This is a genomic window from Streptomyces harbinensis, from assembly GCF_900116145.1.
GTDB lineage: Bacteria > Actinomycetota > Actinomycetes > Streptomycetales > Streptomycetaceae > Streptomyces > Streptomyces carpaticus.
Genome location: NZ_FPAB01000002.1, coordinates 442,465 through 464,076 on the forward strand (window position 1 = coordinate 442,465; position 21,612 = coordinate 464,076).

20 protein-coding genes and 1 pseudogene are annotated in these 21,612 nt (G+C 72.9%); 18 read left to right on the forward strand and 3 right to left on the reverse strand.

Annotation, left to right across the window (positions count from 1 at the left end; genetic code table 11):
* Positions 1-12: 12 nt before the first annotated feature.
* The 3 genes from hisS (at position 13) to BM385_RS06285 (ending at position 3,414) form a co-directional block, all read left to right on the forward strand.
* Positions 13-1,296: a histidine--tRNA ligase gene (gene hisS / locus BM385_RS06275; RefSeq protein ID WP_019434772.1), complete on the forward strand. Its 1,284-nt coding sequence runs from the start codon at positions 13-15 to the stop codon at positions 1,294-1,296.
* Positions 1,297-1,369: 73 nt separating this feature from the next.
* Positions 1,370-2,005, forward strand: coding sequence for a vitamin K epoxide reductase family protein (locus BM385_RS06280; protein ID WP_026047596.1), 636 nt, complete (start codon positions 1,370-1,372; stop codon positions 2,003-2,005).
* 44 nt (positions 2,006-2,049) lie between these two features.
* Positions 2,050-3,414 (forward strand): replication-associated recombination protein A, encoded by a 1,365-nt coding sequence (locus BM385_RS06285; protein ID WP_019434770.1) that lies wholly within the window; start codon positions 2,050-2,052, stop codon positions 3,412-3,414.
* A gap of 34 nt (positions 3,415-3,448) precedes the next feature.
* Here BM385_RS06285 and BM385_RS06290 read toward each other — a convergent pair whose 3' ends face one another.
* On the reverse strand, positions 3,449-4,234 hold the full coding sequence (locus BM385_RS06290; protein WP_237751339.1) for a DUF2470 domain-containing protein: 786 nt from the start codon (positions 4,232-4,234) through the stop codon (positions 3,449-3,451).
* A gap of 55 nt (positions 4,235-4,289) precedes the next feature.
* Here BM385_RS06290 and rpsD point away from each other — a divergent pair, with 55 nt between their 5' ends.
* A complete protein-coding gene (gene rpsD, locus BM385_RS06295) occupies positions 4,290-4,901 on the forward strand; it encodes a 30S ribosomal protein S4 (RefSeq protein ID WP_019434768.1) in 612 nt (203 codons plus the stop codon).
* A 51-nt stretch (positions 4,902-4,952) separates the two neighbouring features.
* Here the strand turns inward: rpsD and BM385_RS06300 are convergent, their stop codons facing one another.
* Positions 4,953-7,202 carry an ATP-binding protein gene (locus BM385_RS06300; protein WP_254791446.1) on the reverse strand — a complete coding sequence of 750 codons (2,250 nt, stop codon included), beginning with the start codon at positions 7,200-7,202 and terminating at the stop codon, positions 4,953-4,955.
* Positions 7,203-7,412: 210 nt separating this feature from the next.
* Here BM385_RS06300 and BM385_RS06305 point away from each other — a divergent pair, with 210 nt between their 5' ends.
* The 13 genes and pseudogenes from BM385_RS06305 to nusB all read left to right on the forward strand — a co-directional run bounded on the left by BM385_RS06305 (position 7,413) and on the right by nusB (position 20,188).
* The gene (locus BM385_RS06305; protein WP_078576231.1) at positions 7,413-7,847 is read left to right on the forward strand and encodes a DUF948 domain-containing protein; all 435 of its coding nucleotides are present in this window, start codon (positions 7,413-7,415) and stop codon (positions 7,845-7,847) included.
* Positions 7,848-7,861: 14 nt separating this feature from the next.
* A complete protein-coding gene (locus BM385_RS06310; RefSeq protein WP_019434765.1) occupies positions 7,862-8,209 on the forward strand; it encodes a DUF6167 family protein in 348 nt (115 codons plus the stop codon).
* A complete protein-coding gene (gene alaS, locus BM385_RS06315; RefSeq protein WP_019434764.1) occupies positions 8,209-10,875 on the forward strand; it encodes an alanine--tRNA ligase in 2,667 nt (888 codons plus the stop codon). The genes BM385_RS06310 and alaS overlap by 1 nt, the downstream gene beginning before the upstream one ends.
* A 13-nt stretch (positions 10,876-10,888) precedes the next feature.
* Positions 10,889-11,353, forward strand: coding sequence for a Holliday junction resolvase RuvX (gene ruvX / locus BM385_RS06320; protein WP_019434763.1), 465 nt, complete (start codon positions 10,889-10,891; stop codon positions 11,351-11,353).
* Positions 11,354-11,478: 125 nt separating this feature from the next.
* Positions 11,479-13,260, forward strand: coding sequence for an endolytic transglycosylase MltG (gene mltG / locus BM385_RS06325; RefSeq protein ID WP_093842408.1), 1,782 nt, complete (start codon positions 11,479-11,481; stop codon positions 13,258-13,260).
* On the forward strand, positions 13,260-14,099 hold the full coding sequence (locus BM385_RS06330) for a shikimate dehydrogenase (RefSeq protein ID WP_093842409.1): 840 nt from the start codon (positions 13,260-13,262) through the stop codon (positions 14,097-14,099). The genes mltG and BM385_RS06330 overlap by 1 nt, the downstream gene beginning before the upstream one ends.
* Positions 14,100-14,238: 139 nt before the next feature.
* Positions 14,239-15,423 carry a chorismate synthase gene (gene aroC, locus BM385_RS06335; protein WP_026047594.1) on the forward strand — a complete coding sequence of 395 codons (1,185 nt, stop codon included), beginning with the start codon at positions 14,239-14,241 and terminating at the stop codon, positions 15,421-15,423.
* Positions 15,420-15,935, forward strand: coding sequence for a shikimate kinase (locus tag BM385_RS06340; RefSeq protein ID WP_093842410.1), 516 nt, complete (start codon positions 15,420-15,422; stop codon positions 15,933-15,935). The genes aroC and BM385_RS06340 overlap by 4 nt, the downstream gene beginning before the upstream one ends.
* Positions 15,932-17,032, forward strand: coding sequence for a 3-dehydroquinate synthase (gene aroB / locus BM385_RS06345; protein WP_093842411.1), 1,101 nt, complete (start codon positions 15,932-15,934; stop codon positions 17,030-17,032). Before BM385_RS06340 ends, aroB begins: the two co-directional genes overlap by 4 nt.
* Positions 16,989-17,946, forward strand: a pseudogene (locus BM385_RS06350) (AAA family ATPase). Before aroB ends, BM385_RS06350 begins: the two are co-directional and overlap by 44 nt.
* A 66-nt stretch (positions 17,947-18,012) precedes the next feature.
* A complete protein-coding gene (locus tag BM385_RS06355; RefSeq protein WP_093842413.1) occupies positions 18,013-19,125 on the forward strand; it encodes an aminopeptidase P family protein in 1,113 nt (370 codons plus the stop codon).
* Between the two features lie 69 nt (positions 19,126-19,194).
* Positions 19,195-19,761 carry an elongation factor P gene (efp, locus tag BM385_RS06360; RefSeq protein WP_019434755.1) on the forward strand — a complete coding sequence of 189 codons (567 nt, stop codon included), beginning with the start codon at positions 19,195-19,197 and terminating at the stop codon, positions 19,759-19,761.
* Position 19,762: 1 nt separating this feature from the next.
* Positions 19,763-20,188 (forward strand): transcription antitermination factor NusB, encoded by a 426-nt coding sequence (gene nusB / locus BM385_RS06365; protein WP_093842414.1) that lies wholly within the window; start codon positions 19,763-19,765, stop codon positions 20,186-20,188.
* A gap of 111 nt (positions 20,189-20,299) precedes the next feature.
* On the opposite strand, the gene bldD is transcribed toward nusB, so the two are convergent.
* Positions 20,300-20,800 (reverse strand): transcriptional regulator BldD, encoded by a 501-nt coding sequence (bldD, locus tag BM385_RS06370; RefSeq protein WP_093842415.1) that lies wholly within the window; start codon positions 20,798-20,800, stop codon positions 20,300-20,302.
* Positions 20,801-20,993: 193 nt separating this feature from the next.
* On the opposite strand from bldD, the gene pyrR reads away from it, so the two are divergent.
* A complete protein-coding gene (gene pyrR / locus BM385_RS06375) occupies positions 20,994-21,569 on the forward strand; it encodes a bifunctional pyr operon transcriptional regulator/uracil phosphoribosyltransferase PyrR (protein WP_093842416.1) in 576 nt (191 codons plus the stop codon).
* The last annotated feature ends 43 nt before the right edge of the window (positions 21,570-21,612 follow it).

Here is a 21,612-nt window from a genome sequence, read left to right on the forward strand (position 1 = left end):
AGACCCCTTTCCGTGAGCACCTTCTCCGCCCCCAAGGGCACCTACGACCTGCTGCCCCCCGACTCCGCGACCTATCTCGCGGTGCGCGAGGCCATGGCCGCACCACTGCGCCGGGCCGGCTACGGCTACGCCGAGACCCCCGGCTTCGAGAACGTCGAGCTGTTCTCCCGCGGCGTCGGTGAGTCCACCGACATCGTCACCAAGGAGATGTACACCCTCACCACCAAGGGCGGCGACCACCTGGCGCTGCGCCCCGAGGGCACCGCCTCCGTGCTGCGCGCCGCGCTCCAGGCCCATCTGCACCGGGCGGGCAACCTGCCGGTCAAGCTCTGGTACTCCGGCTCCTTCTACCGCTACGAGCGCCCGCAGGCCGGCCGCTACCGGCACTTCTCCCAGGTGGGGGCCGAGGCCATCGGCGCCGAGGACCCGGCGCTGGACGCCGAGCTGATCATCCTGGCCGCCGACTCCTACCGCGCGCTGGGGCTCACCGGCGTGCGGCTGCTGCTCAACTCGCTGGGCGACCGGGAGTGCCGCCCCGCCTACCGGGCCGCCCTCCAGGAGTTCCTGCGCGCCCTGGACCTGGACGAGGACACCCGGGCCCGGATCGAGATCAACCCGCTGCGGGTGCTGGACGACAAGCGGGAATCCGTACAGCGGCAGCTGACCGGCGCGCCGATGATGCGCGACCACCTGTGCCAGGCCTGCAAGGAGTACCACGAGCGGGTGCGGGAACTGCTGACCGCGGCGGACATCGCCTTCGAGGACGACCCCAAGCTGGTGCGGGGTCTTGACTACTACACCCGCACCACCTTCGAGTTCGTGCACGGCGGTCTCGGCTCCCAGTCGGCACTGGGCGGCGGCGGGCGCTACGACGGGCTCTCGGAGATGATCGGCGGCCCGGCGCTGCCCTCGGTCGGCTGGGGCCTGGGAGTGGACCGCACGGTGCTGGCGCTGCGCTCCGAGGGCATCGAGCTCGACCTCCCGGCCGCCACCGAGGTCTTCGCCGTACCGCTGGGGGAGGAGGCGGCGCGCACGCTGTTCTCCGTGGTCACCGGGTTGCGCCGGTCCGGGATCGCGGCCGATCTCGCCTACGGCGGCAAGGGGCTGAAGGCGGCCATGAAGGCGGCCAACCGCAGCGGCGCACGGTATGCCCTGGTGGCCGGGGAACGCGATCTGGCCGAGGGCGTGATCCAGCTGAAGGATCTCGGCAGCGGCGAGCAGCGCCCGGTCCCGGTGGAAGCCCTGGTCACGGAGGTGACCGGACTCCTCGCGCGGACCGGTACGCCGAACGGGTGATACGGACCCCTTGGCGGGGGGCCTGGCTGGTGCAGAATTGGGCCCGTATCCGACGACGAGCGGGAATGGCGAGATGACGGCATCGGCGGTAGACGTGGCACGCACCCAGGAGCCTGCTCAGGACGGCCCGGAGGAGGTGGGAGCGAGCCGCGGCTTCGCCGTGCTGCTGGTGATCACCGGCTTCCTGGGTCTGCTGGCCGCCTGGGTGATCACCCTGGACAAGTTCCACCTGCTGGAGGACCCGGACTTCACCCCGGCCTGCAGCCTCAACCCGATCGTCTCCTGCGGCAGCATCATGGAGAGCGATCAGGCGTCGGTGTTCGGATTCCCCAATCCGATGCTGGGCCTGGTCAGCTACGGCGCGGTGATCGCGATCGGCATGGGGCTGCTGGCCGGGGCCCGCTACCGGCGCTGGTTCTGGCTGGGCCTCCAGGCCGGCACCCTGTTCGGGGTCGGCTTCTGCACCTGGCTCCAGTACCAGTCGCTCTACGAGATCAGCGCGCTGTGCCTGTGGTGCTGCCTGGCGTGGGTCGCCACGATCTTCATGTTCTGGTACACGACGGCGCACAACATCCGGCACGGCATCATCCCGGCGCCGGCCGGCGTGAAGCGGACCATCGAGGAGTTCCACTGGCTCTTCCCGGTGGTGCACGTGGCGATCATCGGCATGCTCGTCCTGACCCGCTGGTGGGACTTCTGGACCGGCTGAGCCGGCCCCGGCCCACTGTCGGTGGGGTGACTTAGGGTTTGGGTGTGGAGCCCGATCTGTTCACCGCCGCCGCCGAAGACCGCCAGGAGCGCGACCCGTCCACCAGCCCGCTGGCGGTGCGGATGCGCCCGCGCACGCTGGACGAGGTGATGGGGCAGCGGCATCTGCTGCGCCCCGGGTCGCCGCTGCGGCGGCTGGTCGGAGAGGGCGGCGGCGGCCCGGCCGGGCCGTCCTCGGTGATCCTGTGGGGGCCGCCCGGCACCGGCAAGACCACCTTGGCGCACGTGGTCAGCAAGGCCACCGACAAGCGGTTCGTGGAGCTCTCGGCGATCACCGCGGGCGTCAAGGAGGTCCGCGCGGTCATCGACGGCGCCCGCCGGTCCTCGGGCGCCTACGCGCGGGACACGGTGCTGTTCCTGGACGAGATCCACCGCTTCAGCAAGGCCCAGCAGGACTCGCTGCTCCCCGCCGTGGAGAACCGCTGGGTCACGCTGGTGGCCGCCACCACGGAGAACCCCTACTTCTCGGTGATCTCGCCGCTGCTCTCCCGCTCGCTGCTGCTCACCCTGGAGCCGCTGACCGAGGACGATCTGCGCGGCCTGCTGCGCCGCGCGGTCACCGAGGAGCGGGGCCTGGGCGGGGCGGTGACGCTGCCGGAGGACAGCGAGGCCCATCTGCTGCGGATCGCCGGGGGAGACGCCCGGCGGGCGCTCACCGCGCTGGAGGCGGGCGCCGGGTCGGCGCTGGCCAAGGGGGAGGCGGAGATCACCCTGGCCACCCTGGAGGAGGCGGTGGACCGGGCGGCCGTCACCTACGACCGGGACGGCGACCAGCACTACGACGTGGCCAGCGCGCTCATCAAGTCCATCCGGGGCTCGGACGTGGACGCGGCGCTGCACTATCTGGCCCGCATGATCGAGGCGGGGGAGGACCCGCGCTTCATCGCCAGACGGCTGATGATCTCCGCGAGCGAGGACATCGGGATGGCCGACCCCACCGCCCTCCAGACGGCGGTGGCCGCCGCGCAGGCGGTGGCGCTGATCGGCTTCCCCGAGGCGTCCCTGACGCTGAGCCAGGCGGTGATCGCGCTCGCCCTGGCCCCCAAGTCGAACGCGGCCACGGTGGCGATCGGCGCCGCGCTGGCGGATGTGCGGGCGGGCCTGGCCGGTCCGGTGCCCGGCCATCTGCGGGACGCGCACTACAAGGGCGCCCAGAAGCTGGGGCACGGCGCCGGGTACCAGTACCCGCACGACCTGCCGGACGGTATCGCCGCCCAGCAGTACGCGCCGGACGCGGTGCACGGCAAGCGGTACTACCAGCCGACGCGGCGCGGCGCCGAGGCCCGCTACGCGGACATCGCCGAGCGGGTGCGGGAGCGGCTGGCCGGGGACACCGACCCCCGCGCGTAGCCGTCTCCCGTCCGTCCCGCCGCCCCGGACGGCCTCACTCCTCGACGGCCGCCGCCTCGAACAGATGCCGCATGGCGCGCCGGAGTTCCGTCACGTCCCGCACCGGCTCGGGGAAATCGAAGCGGGCGTCGAAGCAGTGCTCGCCGGCGCAGAACCGCACCCGCAGCCCGAACCGGTCGAGCCCGAGCGGCACCACCTGCCGCCAGGCGCCGCAGCTGTTGCCCCGGTCGCCCAGCAGGGCGCACAGCGAGCGCAGCTGGGGCTCGTGCGAGGAGGCCAGGTGCTGGAGCAGTTCGGCCTCGTGCCGGGCGAGCGGATCGGCCGAGGCCGCCGCGAACTCGTCCGGCTCGACCTGGGCCGCGCCCCACAGATCGTCGGTGTACGCCTCGCCGACCTCGAGCCGCAGCAGGGTCCAGTCCGGGCCGGGCAGCGGCCCGGAGGGATGCCGCCGGGCCAGCAGCGCGGCACCCTCCGCGCGCTCGGGTCCGGGGACGGCGGTCAGCCACCCGGCGACCCATCCGCGACCCCGGATACGATGGGGCACGGAGACGGGGGCGACGTCGGTGATCTCCATCACGGCGGTAAGATCGTCACCTTGGGCATGAACGGCAGCTCTGGCCGCCGGGGACCGTGCCGGGATCAGCAGCAGGACATCTCCGGAGGCCGCGACCACGCGGAATTCCGGGGTGCTGAGCCCCGGTTCGTCCAGTTCGCTGCCCGGAATGGTCAGACTCGCTGACGCGTTCGACTCCACGAGGGTGCGCACCCGCTCGGCTGCGGTGGGCTGTTGGGCGCTGATGGCGCTCCCAGGTCGAAGCATGCGTTCTCCTCCGCTAAGGTAAGGCTCACCTAACTTACACGGAGGTTTGTTCCACGTGAACCAATCACGCCCCAAGGTCAAGAAGTCGCGGGCGCTCGGCATCGCACTGACCCCCAAGGCCGTCAAGTACTTCGAGAAGCGCCCCTACCCTCCCGGCCAGCATGGGCGTGGCCGGAAGCAGACCAGTGACTACAAGGTCCGGCTGTTGGAGAAGCAGCGGTTGCGCGCCCAGTACGACATCAGCGAGCGGCAGATGGCCCGCGCCTACGACCGTGCACGCAAGGTCGAGGGCAAGACCGGTGAGGCCCTGATCATCGAGCTGGAGCGGCGCCTGGACGCGCTGGTCCTGCGCTCCGGTCTGGCCCGCACCATCTACCAGGCCCGCCAGATGGTCGTACACGGTCACATCGCGGTCAACGACCGCAAGGTGGACAAGCCCTCCTTCCGGGTCCGCCCGGACGACGTGGTCACCGTCCGCGAGCGCAGCCGGGACAAGCACCCCTTCCAGGTCGCCCGTGAGGGTGGCTACGCACTGGACGGGGAGACCCCGCGCTACCTCCAGGTCAACCTCCAGGCGCTGGCGTTCCGGCTCGACCGGGACCCGCAGCGCAAGGAGATCCCGGTGGTCTGCGACGAGCAGCTGGTCGTCGAGTACTACGCCCGCTGACGCGCCGCACGGTGCACCCGGCCCTCTCCGGCGGTCCCCGCCGGAGAGGGCTCAGCTCGCGAGCCCGCGGCCGTATCCCGCCTCCCCGGTGTCGGGGAAGGGGTACGGCCGCGGGCTCGCGCCGTCCCCGGCGGACGGCGGGCCCGCCTGCGCTCTCCGCACCGGCGCCGGACCGCCGTCCCCGGGCCGCAGCGCCCGCTCCACCACCACCTCCGGATCCAGCGCGGCGCCCTCGCGCAGCGCCTCCAGATACGCCGGCTCGCCGAGGGCCTCCCGCGCCAGCCGCTCGCACTCGCGGTGCGGCAGGTCGAAGTAGCGGGAGCCGAACAGCGGCATCCCCACCGAGGGCCACAGTCGCTGGGCCGCACCCTGGAGCACCGCCGCCTCCCGCGCCCGGCCCTCGCCCACCGCGACCCGGGCCAGCAGCTCCAGCGTCAGCACGGTCGCCACCAGGTCCTGGAACCCCGCGCTGATCGCCAGTCCTTCCCGCAGCAGCTCCCCGGCCCGCACCGCGTCCCCCCGCGACCAGGCCATGAACCCCAGCCCGTACAGCGCGTAGGCGCGGGCCCACAGCTCGCCGTGCTCCACGCACTCCCGGCGCACCGCCTCGCAGAGCTCGGCCGCGCGCGCCGGATCGCCCCCGAACGCCACCGCGAGCGCCAGCTCGACCCGTCCGATCAGCACATGGCTGTTCAGCTCGCCCAGTTCCTCGTACCGCGCCAGCCCGCTGCACAGCAGCTCCTCGGCCCGCCGCACGTCGTCCGAGATCAGCGCCAGCGAGCCCAGCCGCAGCAGGCTGTACGCGGCGGCCCGGTCGTCGCCCGTGCGCTCCGCCTCCTCCCGGCACTCGTGCAGCGCCGCCAGCGCCGCGACCGTGTCCCCCTGGAGTACCGCCGCGTAGCCGGCCAGCCCCAGGGCGCGCAGCCGCACCCCGCCGTCCCCGGCCGCGCCGACCGCCCCGGGTGGCGGTTCGTGGGCCTCGCGCTCCAGGGCCCGCTCCAGCCAGTGCCGGCCCTCCCGGATCCGTCCGCAGCCCACCCAGCAGAACCACAGGGTGCCCGCCAGGTACAGGCCGTGCCGCGGGTCCTCGTCCTCGTCCACCGCGAACTCCAGGGCCGCCCGCAGATTGGCGAACTCGTCGGTGATCCGCAGCGCGACCGCCTCCTGGCGCGGCGAGAGCCACTCCAGCTCGCACCAGGTGACCAGGCCCGTGTACCAGTCACGGTGCCGCTCCCGCAGCCGGCGGGTCTGCCCGGTGGCCGCCAGCCAGTAGGCGCCGTACGCGCGCACGGTGTCCAGCATCCGGTAGCGCACGCCCGACGGCGCGTCCTCGCGGGTCACCACCGACTGGGCGAGCAACTGGGCCAGCACGTCGAGCACCTGGTCGGCCGGCAGCTCGGGGCCGGAGCACACGTACTCGGCCGCCTCCAGGTCGAAGGCCCCGGCGAACACCGACAGCCGGGCCCACAGCAGCCGTTCGCGCGGCGAGCACAGCTCGTGGCTCCAGCCCACCGCCGTCCGCAGCGTCTGGTGGTGCGCCGGCGCGTCCCGGGTGCCACCGGTGAGCAGGGCGAAGCGGTCGTCGAGACGTTCCAGCATCTGCGGGAGGGAGAGGGTGCGCAGCCGGCCCGCCGCCAGTTCGAGCGCCAGCGGGATGCCGTCGAGGCGGCGGCACAGATCCGCGACCTGCGCACGGTTGTCCGGGGTGAGCGCGAAACCGGGCTGCACGGCGCCGGCCCGGTCGGCGAAGAGCCCGGCGGCGTCCGGGGCCGCCAGCGGAGCGAGCGGGAACAGCTGTTCCCCGGCGATGCCCAGCGGGCGGCGGCCGGTGGCCAGCACCCGCAGTCCCGGGAGCCGGCCCAGCAGCGTGCGCACCAGCTGGGCGGACTCCTCCACCAGGTGCTCGAAGCCGTCGAGCACCAGCAGGAGCCGGCGGTGGGCCAGCTGTTCCAGCAAGGTGGTGCGCGGCGCCCGCCCGGAGCTGTCGGCCAGCCGCAGCGCCGCCACCACGCTGTGCTCCAGCAGCCGGGGGTCGCGGACGGTGGCGGCGTCGACCAGCCACACACCGTCGCAGAACCGTTCCTGCAACTGCCGCGCCCCCTGGACCGCCAGCCGGGACTTGCCGACGCCCCCGGTACCCGTCACCGTCACCAGCCGGGACCGGCTCACGCACTGCCGTAACCGGTCCAGGTCGCCGTCCCGGCCGTGGAAGGTGGTCAGCTCCACCGGGAGGTTCCCCGGCGTGCGCCCGGGGCGGGAAGAGTCCCCGGCCGAGGGTCCGGTGCTCTCAATGCCTCGCATGAGCAACGCAGCGTACTCGGAAGTAAGCAGAACGTACAAACCTGAACGATTATCTCCACCGCGCCCTTGGCAGCACGCGGGCCCGTGCGGTACAGGGGCGCCTCGCGGGCGCGATAGGGTCGGAACCCGCCGCAGTCGCCCGGCCGTCCGTCATGGTCAGCGGCGTGTGCGGCCCAACTGTCGGAAGAAGTCCCGAGGGAAGCGGTGCGTGTGACCGGTGGAGAAGTGGCCGGCCTGCTGGTGGCCGTCTTCTGGGCGATCCTGGTCTCCTTCCTGGCCGTCGTGCTGGTGCGGCTGGCCCAGACGCTCAGAGCGGCCACCCGTCTGGTGACGGAGGTGACCGAGCGGGCCGTTCCGCTGCTCGGCGAGGCGTCCGTGACGGTGCGCTCCGCCCAGACCCAGCTGGAGCGGGTGGACACCATCACCACCGACGTCCAGGAGGTCACCTCCAACGCCTCCGCGCTGTCCGCCACCGTGGCCACCACCTTCGGCGGCCCGCTGGTGAAGGTCGCCGCCTTCGGCTACGGAGTACGCCAGGCGCTCAGCCGGCGCTCCGCGCCCCCGGCGCCTGCCGCGCGCCGTACCGTCACCGGCCGCCGGATGCCGGGCCCGCGGGTCCGGGCGCGCCGGGGCGGAAAGAACTGAGGAGCCCGAAGCTGATGTTCCGCCGCGCCTTCTGGTTCACCACCGGCGCCGCCGCCGGCGTGTGGGCCACCACCAGGGTCCAGCGCAAGCTGCGCACCCTCGCCCCCGACAGCCTCGCGGTGCGCGCCGCCGACCAGGCCGTCGCGGCCGGGCACCGCATGCGGGAATTCGCTTTCGATGTGCGCTCCGGCATGGCACAAAGGGAGGACGAGCTGACCGAGGCACTCGGGCTCACCACCGATCCCGACGGCCCCGCCGAGGCCACCCCCGCCCCGACCACCACGCTGCGGGCCACCCCGCTACCGACCGAACCCCGGGCCGTCACCCCCGGCCCGTACCGCCCCCGAAAAGAGGACCACTGATGGAGTCGGCTGAAATCCGCCGCCGCTGGCTGAGCTTCTTCGAGAAGCACGGGCACACCGTGGTGCCCTCGGCGTCGCTGATCGCGGACGACCCCACGCTGCTGCTGGTCCCCGCGGGCATGGTGCCGTTCAAGCCGTACTTCCTGGGCGAGGTCACCCCGCCCTACCCGCGCGCCGTCAGCGTGCAGAAGTGCGTCCGCACCCCGGACATCGAAGAGGTCGGCAAGACCACCCGGCACGGCACGTTCTTCCAGATGTGCGGCAACTTCTCCTTCGGCGACTACTTCAAGGAAGGCGCCATCACCCTCGGCTGGGAGCTGCTCACCGCTTCCGTGGAGTCCGGCGGCTACGGCCTGGACCCCGAGCGGCTGTGGATCACCGTCTACGAGGGCGACGACGAGGCCGAGCGGATCTGGCGCGAGGTCGTCGGCGTGCCCGCCGAGCGCGTCCAGCGGCTGGGCAAGGAGACCAACTACTGGGACATGGGCGTGCCCGGCCCCTGCGGCCCCTGCTCCGAGATCAACTACGACCGGGGCCCCGAATTCGGCCCCGAGGGCGGCCCCGCCGTCAACGACGAGCGCTACGTGGAGATCTGGAACCTGGTCTTCATGCAGTACGAGCGCGGCCCCGGCGAGGGCAAGGACTACCCGATCCTCGGCGACCTGCCCGCCCAGAACATCGACACCGGTCTCGGCCTGGAACGCCTGGCGATGATCCTCCAGGACGTCCACAACATGTACGAGACCGACACCCTGCGCGTCGTCATCGACAAGGCCGGGGAGCTGACCGGGGTCCGCTACGGCGCCGACGAGCAGTCCGACGTCGCGCTGCGCGTGGTGGCCGACCACATGCGCACCTCCGTCATGCTCATCGGCGACGGCGTCACCCCCGGCAACGAGGGCCGCGGCTACGTGCTGCGCCGCATCATGCGCCGCGCCGTGCGCAACATGCGGCTGCTGGGCGCGGACGGTCCCGTGGTGGCCGACCTCGTCGACGTGGTCCTCACCACCATGGGGCAGCAGTACCCCGAACTCCTCACCGACCGGGGGCGCATCGAGACCGTCGCGCTCGCCGAGGAGGCCGCCTTCCTGAAGACCCTGAAGGCCGGCACCAACATCCTCGACACCGCCGTCACCGACACCAAGGCCGCCGGCTCCTCCGTACTGGCCGGCGACAAGGCGTTCCTGCTCCACGACACCTGGGGCTTCCCCATCGACCTCACCCTGGAGATGGCCGCCGAACAGGGCCTGTCCGTGGACGAGGCCGGCTTCCGGCGGCTGATGAAGGAGCAGCGCGAGCGCGCCAAGGCGGACGCCCGCGCCAAGAAGCAGGGCCACGCCGACCTGTCCGCCTACCGCGAGGTCGCCGACGCCGCCGGAGCCACCGAGTTCACCGGCTACCACGACACCTCCGGCGAGGCCACCGTCGTCGGGCTGCTCGTCGACGGGCTGAGCGCCCCCGCCGCCCACGAGGGCGACGAGGTCGAGGTCGTCCTGGACCGCACCCCGTTCTACGCCGAGGGCGGCGGCCAGCTCGCCGACACCGGCCGGATCACCTTCTCCTCCGGCGCCGTCGTCGAGGTCCGCGACGTCCAGCGGCCGGTCCCCGGGGTGATCGTGCACAAGGGCGTGGTCCAGGTGGGCGAGGTAACCCTCGGCGCCGCCGCCGACTGCCGGATCGACGTCACCCGGCGCCGGTCCATCGCCCGCGCCCACAGCGCCACCCACCTCACCCACCAGGCGCTGCGCGACGCGCTGGGCCCCACCGCCGCCCAGGCCGGCTCGGAGAACGCCCCGGGACGGTTCCGGTTCGACTTCGGCTCGCCGACCGCCGTTCCCTCCTCCGTCCTCCAGGACGTGGAGCAGAAGATCAACGAGGTGCTGGCCCGCGATCTGGACGTCACCGCCGAGGTGATGTCGATGGCCGACGCCAAGAAGCAGGGCGCCATCGCCGAGTTCGGCGAGAAGTACGGCGACCGGGTGCGGGTGGTGACCATCGGCGACTTCTCCAAGGAGCTGTGCGGCGGCACCCACGTCCACAACACCTCCCAGCTCGGACTGGTGAAGCTGCTGGGCGAGTCCTCCATCGGTTCCGGGGTGCGCCGCGTCGAGGCCCTGGTGGGCACCGACGCCTACCGCTTCCTGGCCAAGGAGCACACCGTGGTCGCCCAGCTGACCGAGCTGGTCAAGGGCCGGCCCGAGGAACTGCCCGAGCGCATCTCCGGCATGCTCGGGCGGCTGCGGGAGGCCGAGAAGGAGATCGAGCGGTTCCGCGCCGAGAAGGTCCTGCAGGCCGCGGGCGGCCTCGCCTCCGGCGCCCGGGACATCCGCGGGGTGGCGCTGGCCGCCGGCCGGGTGCCGGACGGCACCGGCGCGGACGACCTGCGCAAGCTCGTGCTCGACGTGCGCGGCCGGATCCCCGCCGACCGTCCCGCCGTGGTGGCGCTGTTCACCGTGGTCAAGGACCGTCCGCTGACCGTCATCGCCACCAACGAGGCCGCCCGCGAGCGCGGTCTGAAGGCCGGCGACCTGGTCCGTACCGCCGCCAAGGCCCTGGGCGGCGGCGGGGGCGGCAAGCCGGACGTGGCCCAGGGCGGCGGGCAGAACCCGGCCGCCATCGACGACGCGCTGGCCGCCGTCGAGCGGCTGGTGGCCGAGAGCGCCTGAGTTGAGCACGACGATGCGACGCGGCAGACGGCTGGCCGTCGATGTCGGTGAGGCCCGGATCGGGGTCGCGAGCAGCGACCCCGACGGGTTGCTGGCCACTCCGGTGGAGACCGTGCCGGGACGCGACGTGCCGGCGGCCCAGCGGCGTCTGGAGCAGCTGGTGGCGGAGTACGAGCCGCTGGAGGTCGTCGTCGGCCTGCCCCGGTCCCTCAGCGGCAGCGAGGGACCGGCGGCGGCCCGGGTGCGGGCGTTCGTCCAGGAGACCGCCCGCCGGATCGCGCCGGTGCCGGTGCGTCTGGTGGACGAGCGGATGAGTACGGTCACGGCCGCCCAGTCGATGCGGGCCTCGGGCGTGAGTGCGAAGAAGGGGCGCGCGCGCATCGACCAGGCGGCGGCCGTGGTCATCCTGCAGAGTGCGCTGGAGACGGAACGGGTGACCGGCCGTCCTCCGGGGGAGTGCGTCGAAGTGGTTGTCTGATCGCGATACGGTAACGTTCCGCGCGACATGGCATGTCGTTCCACCCGGACCCGCCGCGGCGGGTCTACGGGGTGCCTCTTCTCCCACGAGAGTGGATGGCTGCCGCCTGCGTCACAAGGGGATCGATGACTGAGTATGGCCGGGGGCCCGGTGCCCAGGGGTGGCAGCCCGAAGACCCGCTCTACGGAGACCAGGGCTGGGCCGAGCAGCAGCACGCACAGGGTGCTCAGCCGGGCCAGGGCGACCCGTACGGCTCCTGGGACCCGTACGGCCAGCAGCAGTATCCGGAGCAGCAGGCGTACCCGCAGCAGCAGGACCCGTACCAGCAGTACCCACAGCAGCAGCAACCTTACCCTCAGCAACAGCAGTTTCACCAGCAGGATCAGCAGGGGCAGCAGGGTTACTACCAGCAGCCCGGCCAGGAGCAGGGCTGGGACGCCCAGGGCGGCCAGTACTACGCCGATCCCTACGCCCAGCAGCAGGGCGGCGGGTACGACCAGCAGGGCTACCAGGACCCCTACGCCGCCCAGCAGCAGGGCTACCCCGCACCGGACGCGTACCAGGGTCAGCAGCAGCCCGGTCAGCCGTCGCAGCAGCACCAGCAACAGCAGCACCAGCAGCCCCACCCCGAGCAGCAGCCGCACCAGCCCGAGCCCGCGACCCGGCAGCGGCGCCCCGAACCGGAGCCGGCCGGCGCCCCCGGCGGTCCGGGCCCCGACCCGGACACCGGCTGGGACCCCGGCCCCGACCAGGGCGAGGCCGACTTCTTCTCCCGGGCGGACGAGGACGACGACTGGGACGACGAGCCCCGCGGGCGCGAGCGGCGCGGCGGGAAAGGCAAGAGCAAAGGCAAGAGCAAGGGCAAGCAGCGCAACGGCTGCGCCTGCCTGGTCGTCGCCGTCGTGCTGGCCGGCGGCCTCGGCGGTGCCGCGTACTACGGCTACGACTTCTACCAGAGCCGCTTCGGCCCGGCCCCGGACTACGTGGGCGAGGGGACCGGCGAGGTCCAGGTGACCATTCCGGCGGGCGCGTCCCTCTCCCAGATGGGCAACCTGCTGAAAAAGGAGGACGTCGTCAAGAGCCACGACGCCTTCGTCGCCGCCGCCACCAAGGACGGCGTCGCCCCCATCCAGGCCGGTGTCTACACCCTGCGGCAGCAGATGTCCGCCGACGCCGCGGTCGCGATGCTCACCGACCCGGCGCAGCTCAACACCCTCATCATCGCCGAGGGCATGCGGGCCTCCCAGATCTTCACCGCGATCGACCTCAAGCTGGAGCTGGCGGAGGGCACCACGGAGGAGGCCGCCGAGAACGGTGACATCGGCCTTCCGGAGTGGGCCGAGGGCGAGGTCGAGGGCTTCCTGTTCCCCGCCCGCTACGACGTGGGCGACGACACCACCCCCGAGGACCTGCTGAGCCAGATGGTGGACCGGGCCGAGGCCGAGTTCGCCGAGATCGACCTGGAGGGACAGGCCGAAACGCTCGGCTTCACCCCGCGCGAGGTCATCATCATCGCCTCGCTGGTGCAGGCCGAGGCGCAGCTGCCCGAGGAGTTCGGCAAGGTCTCACGGGTGATCTACAACCGGCTGGAGGTGAACCAGGCGCTCGGTTTCGACTCCACGATCAACTACGTGCGGGACAACCACTCCCTGGACGTCTCCATCGAGGACACCAAGATCGAGTCGCCGTACAACACCTACAAGTACCCCGGCCTGCCGCCCGGCCCGATCAACAACCCGGGCCACCAGGCGTTCGAGGCGGCGGCCGAGCCGACCGAGGGCGACTGGCTGTACTTCGTCACGGTGAAGCCCGGCGACACCCGGTTCGAGGTCGAGTACGAGAAGCACCTCGAACACGTCGACGACTTCAACGCGGAACAGGCCAGGAACCGGGAGAGCGGCAACTGATGAACCGGCGCACGCACCGGCGGGCCGCCGTACTCGGCTCGCCCATCACCCACTCGCTCTCCCCGGCGCTGCACCGGGCGGCGTACACGGCGCTCGGACTGACCGGGTGGAGCTACGACCGCTTCGAGCTGACCGAGGACGGCCTGCCGGGCTTCCTCGGCGGCCTGGGCCCCGAATGGGCCGGGCTGTCGCTGACGATGCCGCTGAAGCGGGCCGTGATCCCGCTGCTGGACGGGATCGGGGAGACGGCGGCGGCCGTGGAGGCCGTCAACACCGTCGTCCTCGGCCCGGACGGGCACCGCAGGGGCGAGAACACCGACGTACCCGGCATGGTGGCCGCACTGCGCGAGCGGGGCGTGGACCGGGTGCCTGCGGCGGCCGTGCTCGGCGCGGGGGCCACCGCCTCGTCGGCGATCGCGGCCCTGGCACAGCTGTGCGACGGGGAGGTCACCGCCTACGTCCGCGGCCCCGAGCGCGCCGCCGAGATGCGCGGCTGGGGCGAACGTCTGGGCGTCCCGGTCACCACCGCCCCCTGGGACGAGGCGGCCCGGGCGCTCGGCGCGCCGCTGGTGATCGCCACCACCCCGGTCGGCAGCACCGACCCGCTGGCCGCCGCCGTGCCGCCGCGGCCCGGCATTCTGTTCGACGTGCTGTACGAGCCCTGGCCCACGCCGCTGGCCGCCGCCTGGTCCGCCCGGGGCGGCCGGGTGCTGGGCGGGCTCGATCTGCTGGTGCACCAGGCGGTCCTCCAGGTCGAGGCCATGACCGGACGGGCCCCGGCCCCGCTGGCCGAGATGCGCGCCGCGGGCGAGGCGGCGCTGGCCGCCCGCCCCGTCTGAGCCCCGGCGGACCCCCGCCGTCGCCGCCGGTGCTGCCACCCGCCCCGGTCCGGCAGCCGGACGCCGCGCCGGTCCCCGATCCGGGCGTGAAAGGATCGGGGGAGCAGACGTGCAGGTGTCGAGCATCGAAGGAGCAGCGTTGAGCAGGTTGCGCTGGCTGACCGCGGGGGAGTCGCATGGCCCCGCCCTGGTCGCGACGTTGGAGGGGCTGCCCGCCGGGGTCCCGGTGACCACGGACATGGTGGCGGACGCGCTGGCGCGGCGGCGGCTCGGGTACGGCCGGGGCGCCCGGATGAAGTTCGAGCGGGACGAGGTCACCTTCCTCGGCGGCGTCCGGCACGGTCTGACGCTCGGCTCCCCGGTGGCGATCATGGTCGGCAACACCGAGTGGCCCAAGTGGGAGAAGGTCATGGCGGCCGACCCGGTGGACCCGGCGGAGCTGGCCGAGCTGGGCCGCGCCGCCCCCCTCACCCGGCCGCGCCCCGGCCACGCCGACCTGGCCGGGATGCAGAAGTACGGCTTCGACGAGGCCCGCCCGGTGCTGGAGCGCGCCTCCGCCCGGGAGACCGCGGCCCGGGTCGCGCTGGGCACGGTCGCCCGCTCCTACCTCAAGGAGACCGCCGGCATCGAGATCGTCTCGCACGTCGTGGAGCTGGGCGGCGCCGCAGCCCCGGCCGGCCGGGTGCCGGAGCCGGGCGATGTGGCCGCCCTGGACGCCGATCCGGTGCGCTGCCTCGACCCGGCCGCGAGCGAGGCGATGGTCGCCGTGATCGACAAGGCCCACAAGGACGGCGACACCCTGGGCGGTGTCGTCGAGGTGGTCGCCCACGGTGTGCCGGTCGGCCTCGGCTCGCACGTGCACTGGGACCGCCGCCTGGACGCCCGGCTGGCCGCCGCCCTGATGGGCATTCAGGCGATCAAGGGCGTGGAGGTCGGCGACGGCTTCGAGCTGGCGCGGGTGCCCGGCTCGCTGGCCCACGACGAGATCGTGCCGACTCCCGAGGGCGTACGCCGCTCCTCTGGCCGCTCCGGCGGCACCGAGGGCGGTCTGAGCACCGGCGAACTGCTGCGGGTGCGGGCGGCCATGAAGCCGATCGCCACCGTGCCGCGCGCCCTGGCCACCATCGATGTGACCACCGGGGAGCCGGCCGCCGCGCACCACCAGCGCTCGGACGTGTGCGCGGTCCCGGCCGCCGGGATCGTCGCCGAGGCCATGGTGGCGCTGGTGCTGGCGGACGCCGTCGCCGAGAAGTTCGGCGGCGACTCGGTGACCGAGACCCGCCGCAACGTCACCGGCTACCTCGACCACCTGGAGATCCGGTGACGGCCCCCCGCGTGGTGCTGGTCGGTCCGCCCGGCAGCGGCAAGACCACGGTGGGCGCGGTGCTCGCCGAACGGCTCGGGACGACCGTCCGGGACACCGACACGGACGTGGAACGGGCCGCGGGCCGCGCCATCTCCGACATCTTCGTCGAACGCGGCGAAGCCCACTTCCGGGCCCTGGAGGCCGAGGCCGTGCGGGCCGCGCTCAGCGAGCACGACGGCGTGGTGGCCCTGGGCGGCGGCGCCGTCCTGGACGCCGGTACCCGCGCCCTGCTGGCCCCGCTGCCGGTGGTGTTCCTCCAGGTGGCGATGGCGGACGCGATCCGCCGGGTGGGCCTGGACTCGGCCCGCCCGCTGCTGGCCGTCAACCCGCGGCAGCAGTGGCGCACGCTGATGGAGGCGCGCCGTCCGCTGTACGAGGAGGTGGCCAGCACGGTGATCGACACCGAGGGCCTGACACCGGAAGAGGTCGCCCAGGCGATCGTCGACGCGATGGAGCTGACCGCCGCATGAGCACCCCCGAGCCGACGCCGACCCGGATCACCGTGGCCGGCAGCGAGGGCACCGACCCGTACGACGTGCTGGTGGGCCGGGCACTGCTGGGCGAACTGCCCGCGCTCATCGGCCGGTCCGCCAAGCGGGTGGCCGTGCTGCACCCCGAGGCGCTGGCCTCCACCGGCGAGGTGCTGCGCCAGGACCTGGCCGACCAGGGGTACGAGGCCATCGCGATCCAGCTGCCGAACGGTGAGGAGGCGAAGACCGCCGAGGTCGCCGCGTACTGCTGGAAGGCGCTGGGCCAGACCGGTTTCACCCGCACCGATGTGATCGTCGGGGTGGGCGGCGGCGCGACCACCGATGTGGCCGGCTTCGTGGCCGCCAGTTGGCTGCGCGGGGTTCGCTGGGTCGCGGTGCCCACCACCGTGCTCGGCATGGTGGACGCCGCCGTGGGCGGGAAGACCGGTATCAACACCGCCGAGGGCAAGAACCTGGTGGGCGCCTTCCACCCGCCCGCTGGGGTGCTGTGCGATCTGGCCGCCCTGGAGTCGCTGCCGGTCCACGACTACGTCTCGGGGCTGGCGGAGATCATCAAGGCCGGTTTCATCGCCGACCCGGTGATCCTCGATCTGATCGAGGCCGACCCGCAGGCCGCCCGTACCCCGGCCGGCCCCGCCACCGCCGAACTGGTGGAGCGGGCGATCCGGGTCAAGGCCGAGGTGGTCTCCGGCGATCTGAAGGAGTCCGGGCGCCGGGAGATCCTCAACTACGGCCACACCCTGGCGCACGCCATCGAGAAGAACGAGCGCTACAACTGGCGGCACGGCGCGGCAGTGGCGGTCGGCATGGTGTTCGCCGCCGAACTGGGCCGCATCGCGGGCCGCCTGGACGACGCCACCGCAGACCGGCACCGGGCGGTGCTCGAAGCGGTCGGACTGCCCGTCACCTACCGTGGCGACCAGTGGCCCAAGCTGCTGCAGACCATGCGGGTGGACAAGAAGACCCGGGGCGATCTGCTGCGCTTCATCGTGCTCGACGGCCTCGCCAAGCCGGCCGTCCTGGAAGGCCCCGATCCGGCGATGCTGCTGGCCGCCCACGCGGAGATCGCCGCCTGACGGCCCTGGGCGGCGGGTGTGGTTCGCGCCACACCCGCCGCCCGGAAACCGGGATAAAAGCCGCTGATCCTCCCAGATCGCCCGACGGCCCGCCCCCGGGCGGCACTTCGGGCCCGCACGGGACGTTCCCCCCGCGTCACCCCGGCCGGGTACGGTGTGTCACCGACCGGCGAAGCCGCGCGGAGCCGACTGCCGTGCCTCGACATCGAAAGTGGTGCCGGATGCATCAACCCGGGATGCCCCCGCCGCCGCCCGCCCCGCTCGACGGCGGGACGGGCGGGCAGATCCAGCTGCCGCCCGGCGCCGTGGTGCCCACCCCGGCGCCCGCCGCCGTCCCCGCCCACCCCGATGTCGCGCACACCGGGGTCGCCGTGCTGCTCATCGGCCCGGCCGGGGCCGGCAAGACGACCGTCGCCCGCTACTGGGCCGAGCGCCGCCCGGTGCCCACCGCCAGCATCAGCCTGGACGACGTCCGCGAGTGGGTCCGCGCCGGGTTCGCCGATCCGCGGGCCGGGTGGGACGACCGCTCCGAGGCGCAGTACCGGCTGGCCCGCCGCACCTGCGGTTTCGCGGCCCGCAACTATCTGGCCAACGGCATCTCCTGCATCCTGGACGACGCGGTCTTCCCGGACCGCCCCGCCGTCGGCCTGGGCGGCTGGAAACGGCATGTGGGCCCCGGGCTGATCCCGGTGGTGCTGCTGCCCGGGCTGGACGTGGTGCTGGAGCGCAACGCCGCCCGCACCGGCACCCGGCGGCTGTCGGACGAGGAGGTCGCCACCATCCACGGCCGGATGGCCGGCTGGTACGGCTCCGGGCTGCCGATCATCGACAATTCCCGGCACGACGTGGCCACCACCGCCCGGATGCTGGACGAGGCGGTGGCCCGCTCGCTGAGCAGCCCGCCCGCCTGGTGAGGTGCCGCGTCCCCGTTAGGACGTGTTGAAGGCGCCCTGTGGCGCCCGGCTGCGTAGGCTCGGTCCATGTCCGAGGTACATGCCGCCCGGCGCTCCAGGCTGCGGGCCCGCTGCTCGGCCGCCGGCAGCACCGCTCTGGTCGTCTCCCGCCCCGCCAATGTCCGTTACCTGGTCGGCGCCGCCCCCGCCGACGCGGTCCTGCTGGTGGGCCGTTCCGGTGACGACGTGCTGCTCAGCCACTGGGAGGCGGCCGACGCCTTCGCCGAACCGCGCCCCGCCGACACGGAGGGGCTGCGCACCGAGGTGCTGCACGGGGAGAGCGATCCGGCGACCGCGGCCGTGGCGATGGCGATGAAGGCCGGCGCCGACACCGTGGCCGTCGAGGAACACCATCTGACCGTCGCCCGGCACCGGGCACTGGCCGCCGGCGCCCCCGGGGTGCGGCTGACCGATCTGGGCCGGGTCGTGGAGGAGCACCGGCTGGTCAAGGACGAGGACGAGATCGCCGCGCTGCGGATCGCCGCCGAGATCACCGACCGGGCGCTGGGGGAACTGCTGGAGTCGATCCTGGTGGGCCGCACCGAGCGGCACCTGGCGCTGGAGCTGGAGCGGCGCCTGGTGGACCACGGGGCGGACGGCCCGGCGTTCGCCACCTCGGTGGCCACCGGATCGCACTCGGGGGTGGCCGGGCACCGGCCCACCGACCGCAGGGTGGAGGAGGGGGACTTCCTGTCGGTCTGCCTGGGGGCCAGGTTCCGCGGCTACCGGTGCCGGATCGGCCGCACCTTCGTGATCGGATCCAGTCCGGCCGACTGGCAGATCGAGCTGTACGACCTGGTGTTCGCCGCCCAGCGGGCGGCCCGGGAGGCGCTGCTGCCGGGCGCCGAGTACCACGCGGTGGACCGCGCGGCGCGCACCGTGCTGGAGGCGGCGGGCCACGGTTCGGCGCTCGGCCCGGCCACCGGCCACGGGGTCGGGCTGGAAATCGGGGAGGACCCCCGGCTGTCCCCGGCCGCCATGGGTAGACTGGGCCCTTGTGTGCCGGTCACCGTCGAGCCGGGAGTACACCTCCCGGGCCGGGGCGGAGTCCGGATCGATGACACGCTCGTCGTCCGCTCACCGGCGGACGGCGGTCCCGAGCTACTCACCATCACGACCAAGGAACTCCTGGCACTGTGACCGGGTCCACCCGACACGCGGGGGGTTCCTCCGGTCCCCTCTAGCCAGTCTGTAGGAGATTCCGCGCCCGTGGCCACCACGAACGACCTCAAGAACGGCATGGTGCTCAAGCTCGACGGCGGACAGTTGTGGTCCGTTGTGGAGTTCCAGCACGTCAAGCCCGGCAAGGGCGGTGCCTTTGTGCGCACCAAGCTGAAGAACGTGCTCTCCGGCAAGGTGGTCGACAAGACCTTCAACGCCGGCACCAAGGTCGAGACCGCCACCGTCGACCGCCGTGCGATGCAGTTCTCCTACAAGGACGGCACCGACTTCGTCTTCATGGACACCCAGACCTACGAGCAACTGCCCATCGACCCCAAGACCGTGGGCGAGGCGGCCAACTTCCTGCTGGAAGGCTTCGACGCCACCGTGGCCATCTACGAGGGCACCCCGCTCTTCGTGGAGCTGCCGGCCTCGGTCGAGCTGGTCATCGAGTACACCGAGCCGGGTGTCCAGGGCGACCGCTCCACCGGCGGCACCAAGCCCGCCAGGCTGGAGACCGGCTACGAGATCGGCGTCCCGCTCTTCATCACCACGGGCGAGAAGATCAAGGTCGACACCCGTTCCGGTGAGTACCTCGGCCGGGTGAACAGCTGACGTGTCCGCGCGCAGCAAGGCGCGGCAGCGGGCGCTCCAGATCCTCTTCGAGGCGGATCAGCGCGCTGCCGACCCCACCGACGTCCTGGCCGAGTGGACGCGCAAGGCCCTGAGCGATCAGGGAAATCCGCAGGTCAATCCGTACACCAGGGAGCTGGTGGAGGGGTTCGCGGAGCGGGCGGAGCGGATCGACGAACTGCTGACGCAGTACACGATCGGCTGGCCGCTGGACCGGATGCCCGCCGTGGACCGCAACATCCTGCGGCTGAGTGCCTTCGAGCTGATCTGGCGGGACGACGTGCCCGACCCGGTGGTGCTGGACGAGGCCGTGCAACTGGCCCGGCAGTACTCCACCGATGATTCGCCGGCCTTCGTGAACGGCCTGCTGGGGCGGCTCAAGGAGCTGAAGCCCTCTTTGCGGCGTTGAGGCGCCGCGGCAGGGGCGGGCGGCGGGCCTGGTGGCCGGCCGCCCGCCCCTGTGCCATGCGCCGCCACGGGCGGCGCGACGCGGAGGTGACGCGCGTTGCGCGCGCCCCGGTCAGCTCTCCTCGGCCTGCACCGCGCGACGGGCGTCCGCGACCAGCACACCCCAGCTGATCAGCTGCTCGGTCAGCACCGAGGGGGACTGGTCGTAGATCACCGCGAGGGTGCGCAGATCGTCCTGACGGATCGAGAGCACCTTGCCGTTGTAGTCACCGCGCTGGCTCTGGATGGTGGCGGTGTAGCGCTGCAGCGGGCCGGCCTTCTCGCTGGGCAGCGTGGCGAGCCGCTCCAGGTCGAGCACCAGCTTCGGCGGGGGCTCGGCGGCGCCGCCGGGCGTGGTGCCGGGCAGCAGCTCCTGGACGGGCACACCGTAGAAGTCCGCCAGCTCCGCGAGGCGCTGCACGGTCACCGCGCGGTCACCGCGCTCGTACGAGCCGACCACGACCGCCTTCCAGCGGCCCTGGGACTTCTCCTCGACCCCATGGAGCGACAGACCCTGCTGGGTGCGGATGGCGCGGAGCTTGGCTCCGAGCTGTTTGGCGTATTCGCTGGACATGTGTCTCCCCGGACGGCAATTTCGTTACTCACTGTGAGGTTACGCAGCGTGATATCTCCCGTCAAGCCGGACCGGCTCCCTCCTCTCTGACCTGGGGCGATGCGGAGCGTATCGAGTGCCCTGCTATGGTTCATTCGAACACCAGACGTCCTTTAAGGCCCGTCCCGTGAGGCGGGGAAGGAGGTCCTTTCGTATGGACACCCCTGAGTCACCCCCGGCCCGCTCCGTGCTGGAAGCGCCGGACATCGCCCGGGCACTGACCCGCATCGCCCACGAGATCGTCGAACGCGCCAAGGGCGCCGACGACGTGGTGCTGCTGGGAATCCCCACCCGCGGTGTCGCCCTCGCCCACCGGCTCACCGCCCGGCTGGCCGAGATCACCGGCCACCCGGTGCCCGTCGGATCGCTGGACATCACCATGTACCGCGACGATCTGCGGCTGCGCCCGGCCCGGGCCCTGGCCCGTACCGAGATCCCCGGCTCCGGCATCGACGGCGCGCTGGTCGTCCTCGTCGACGACGTGCTCTTCTCCGGCCGCACCATCCGGGCCGCCCTCGACGCCCTCGGCGACATCGGCCGGCCGCGCGCCGTCCAGCTCGCCGTCCTGGTCGACCGGGGCCACCGCGAGCTGCCGATCCGCGCCGACTACGTCGGCAAGAACATCCCGACCTCCCTGCGGGAGACGGTCAAGGTCCAGCTCACCGAGGAGGACGGCCGCGACGGCGTGCTCCTGGGCGTACGCGAGGACGCCCCCGCCGCCGAGCGGTAGCGCGCCCCGGTACGGCCCGGCCACCACCCCCCGGCCCCGGCCG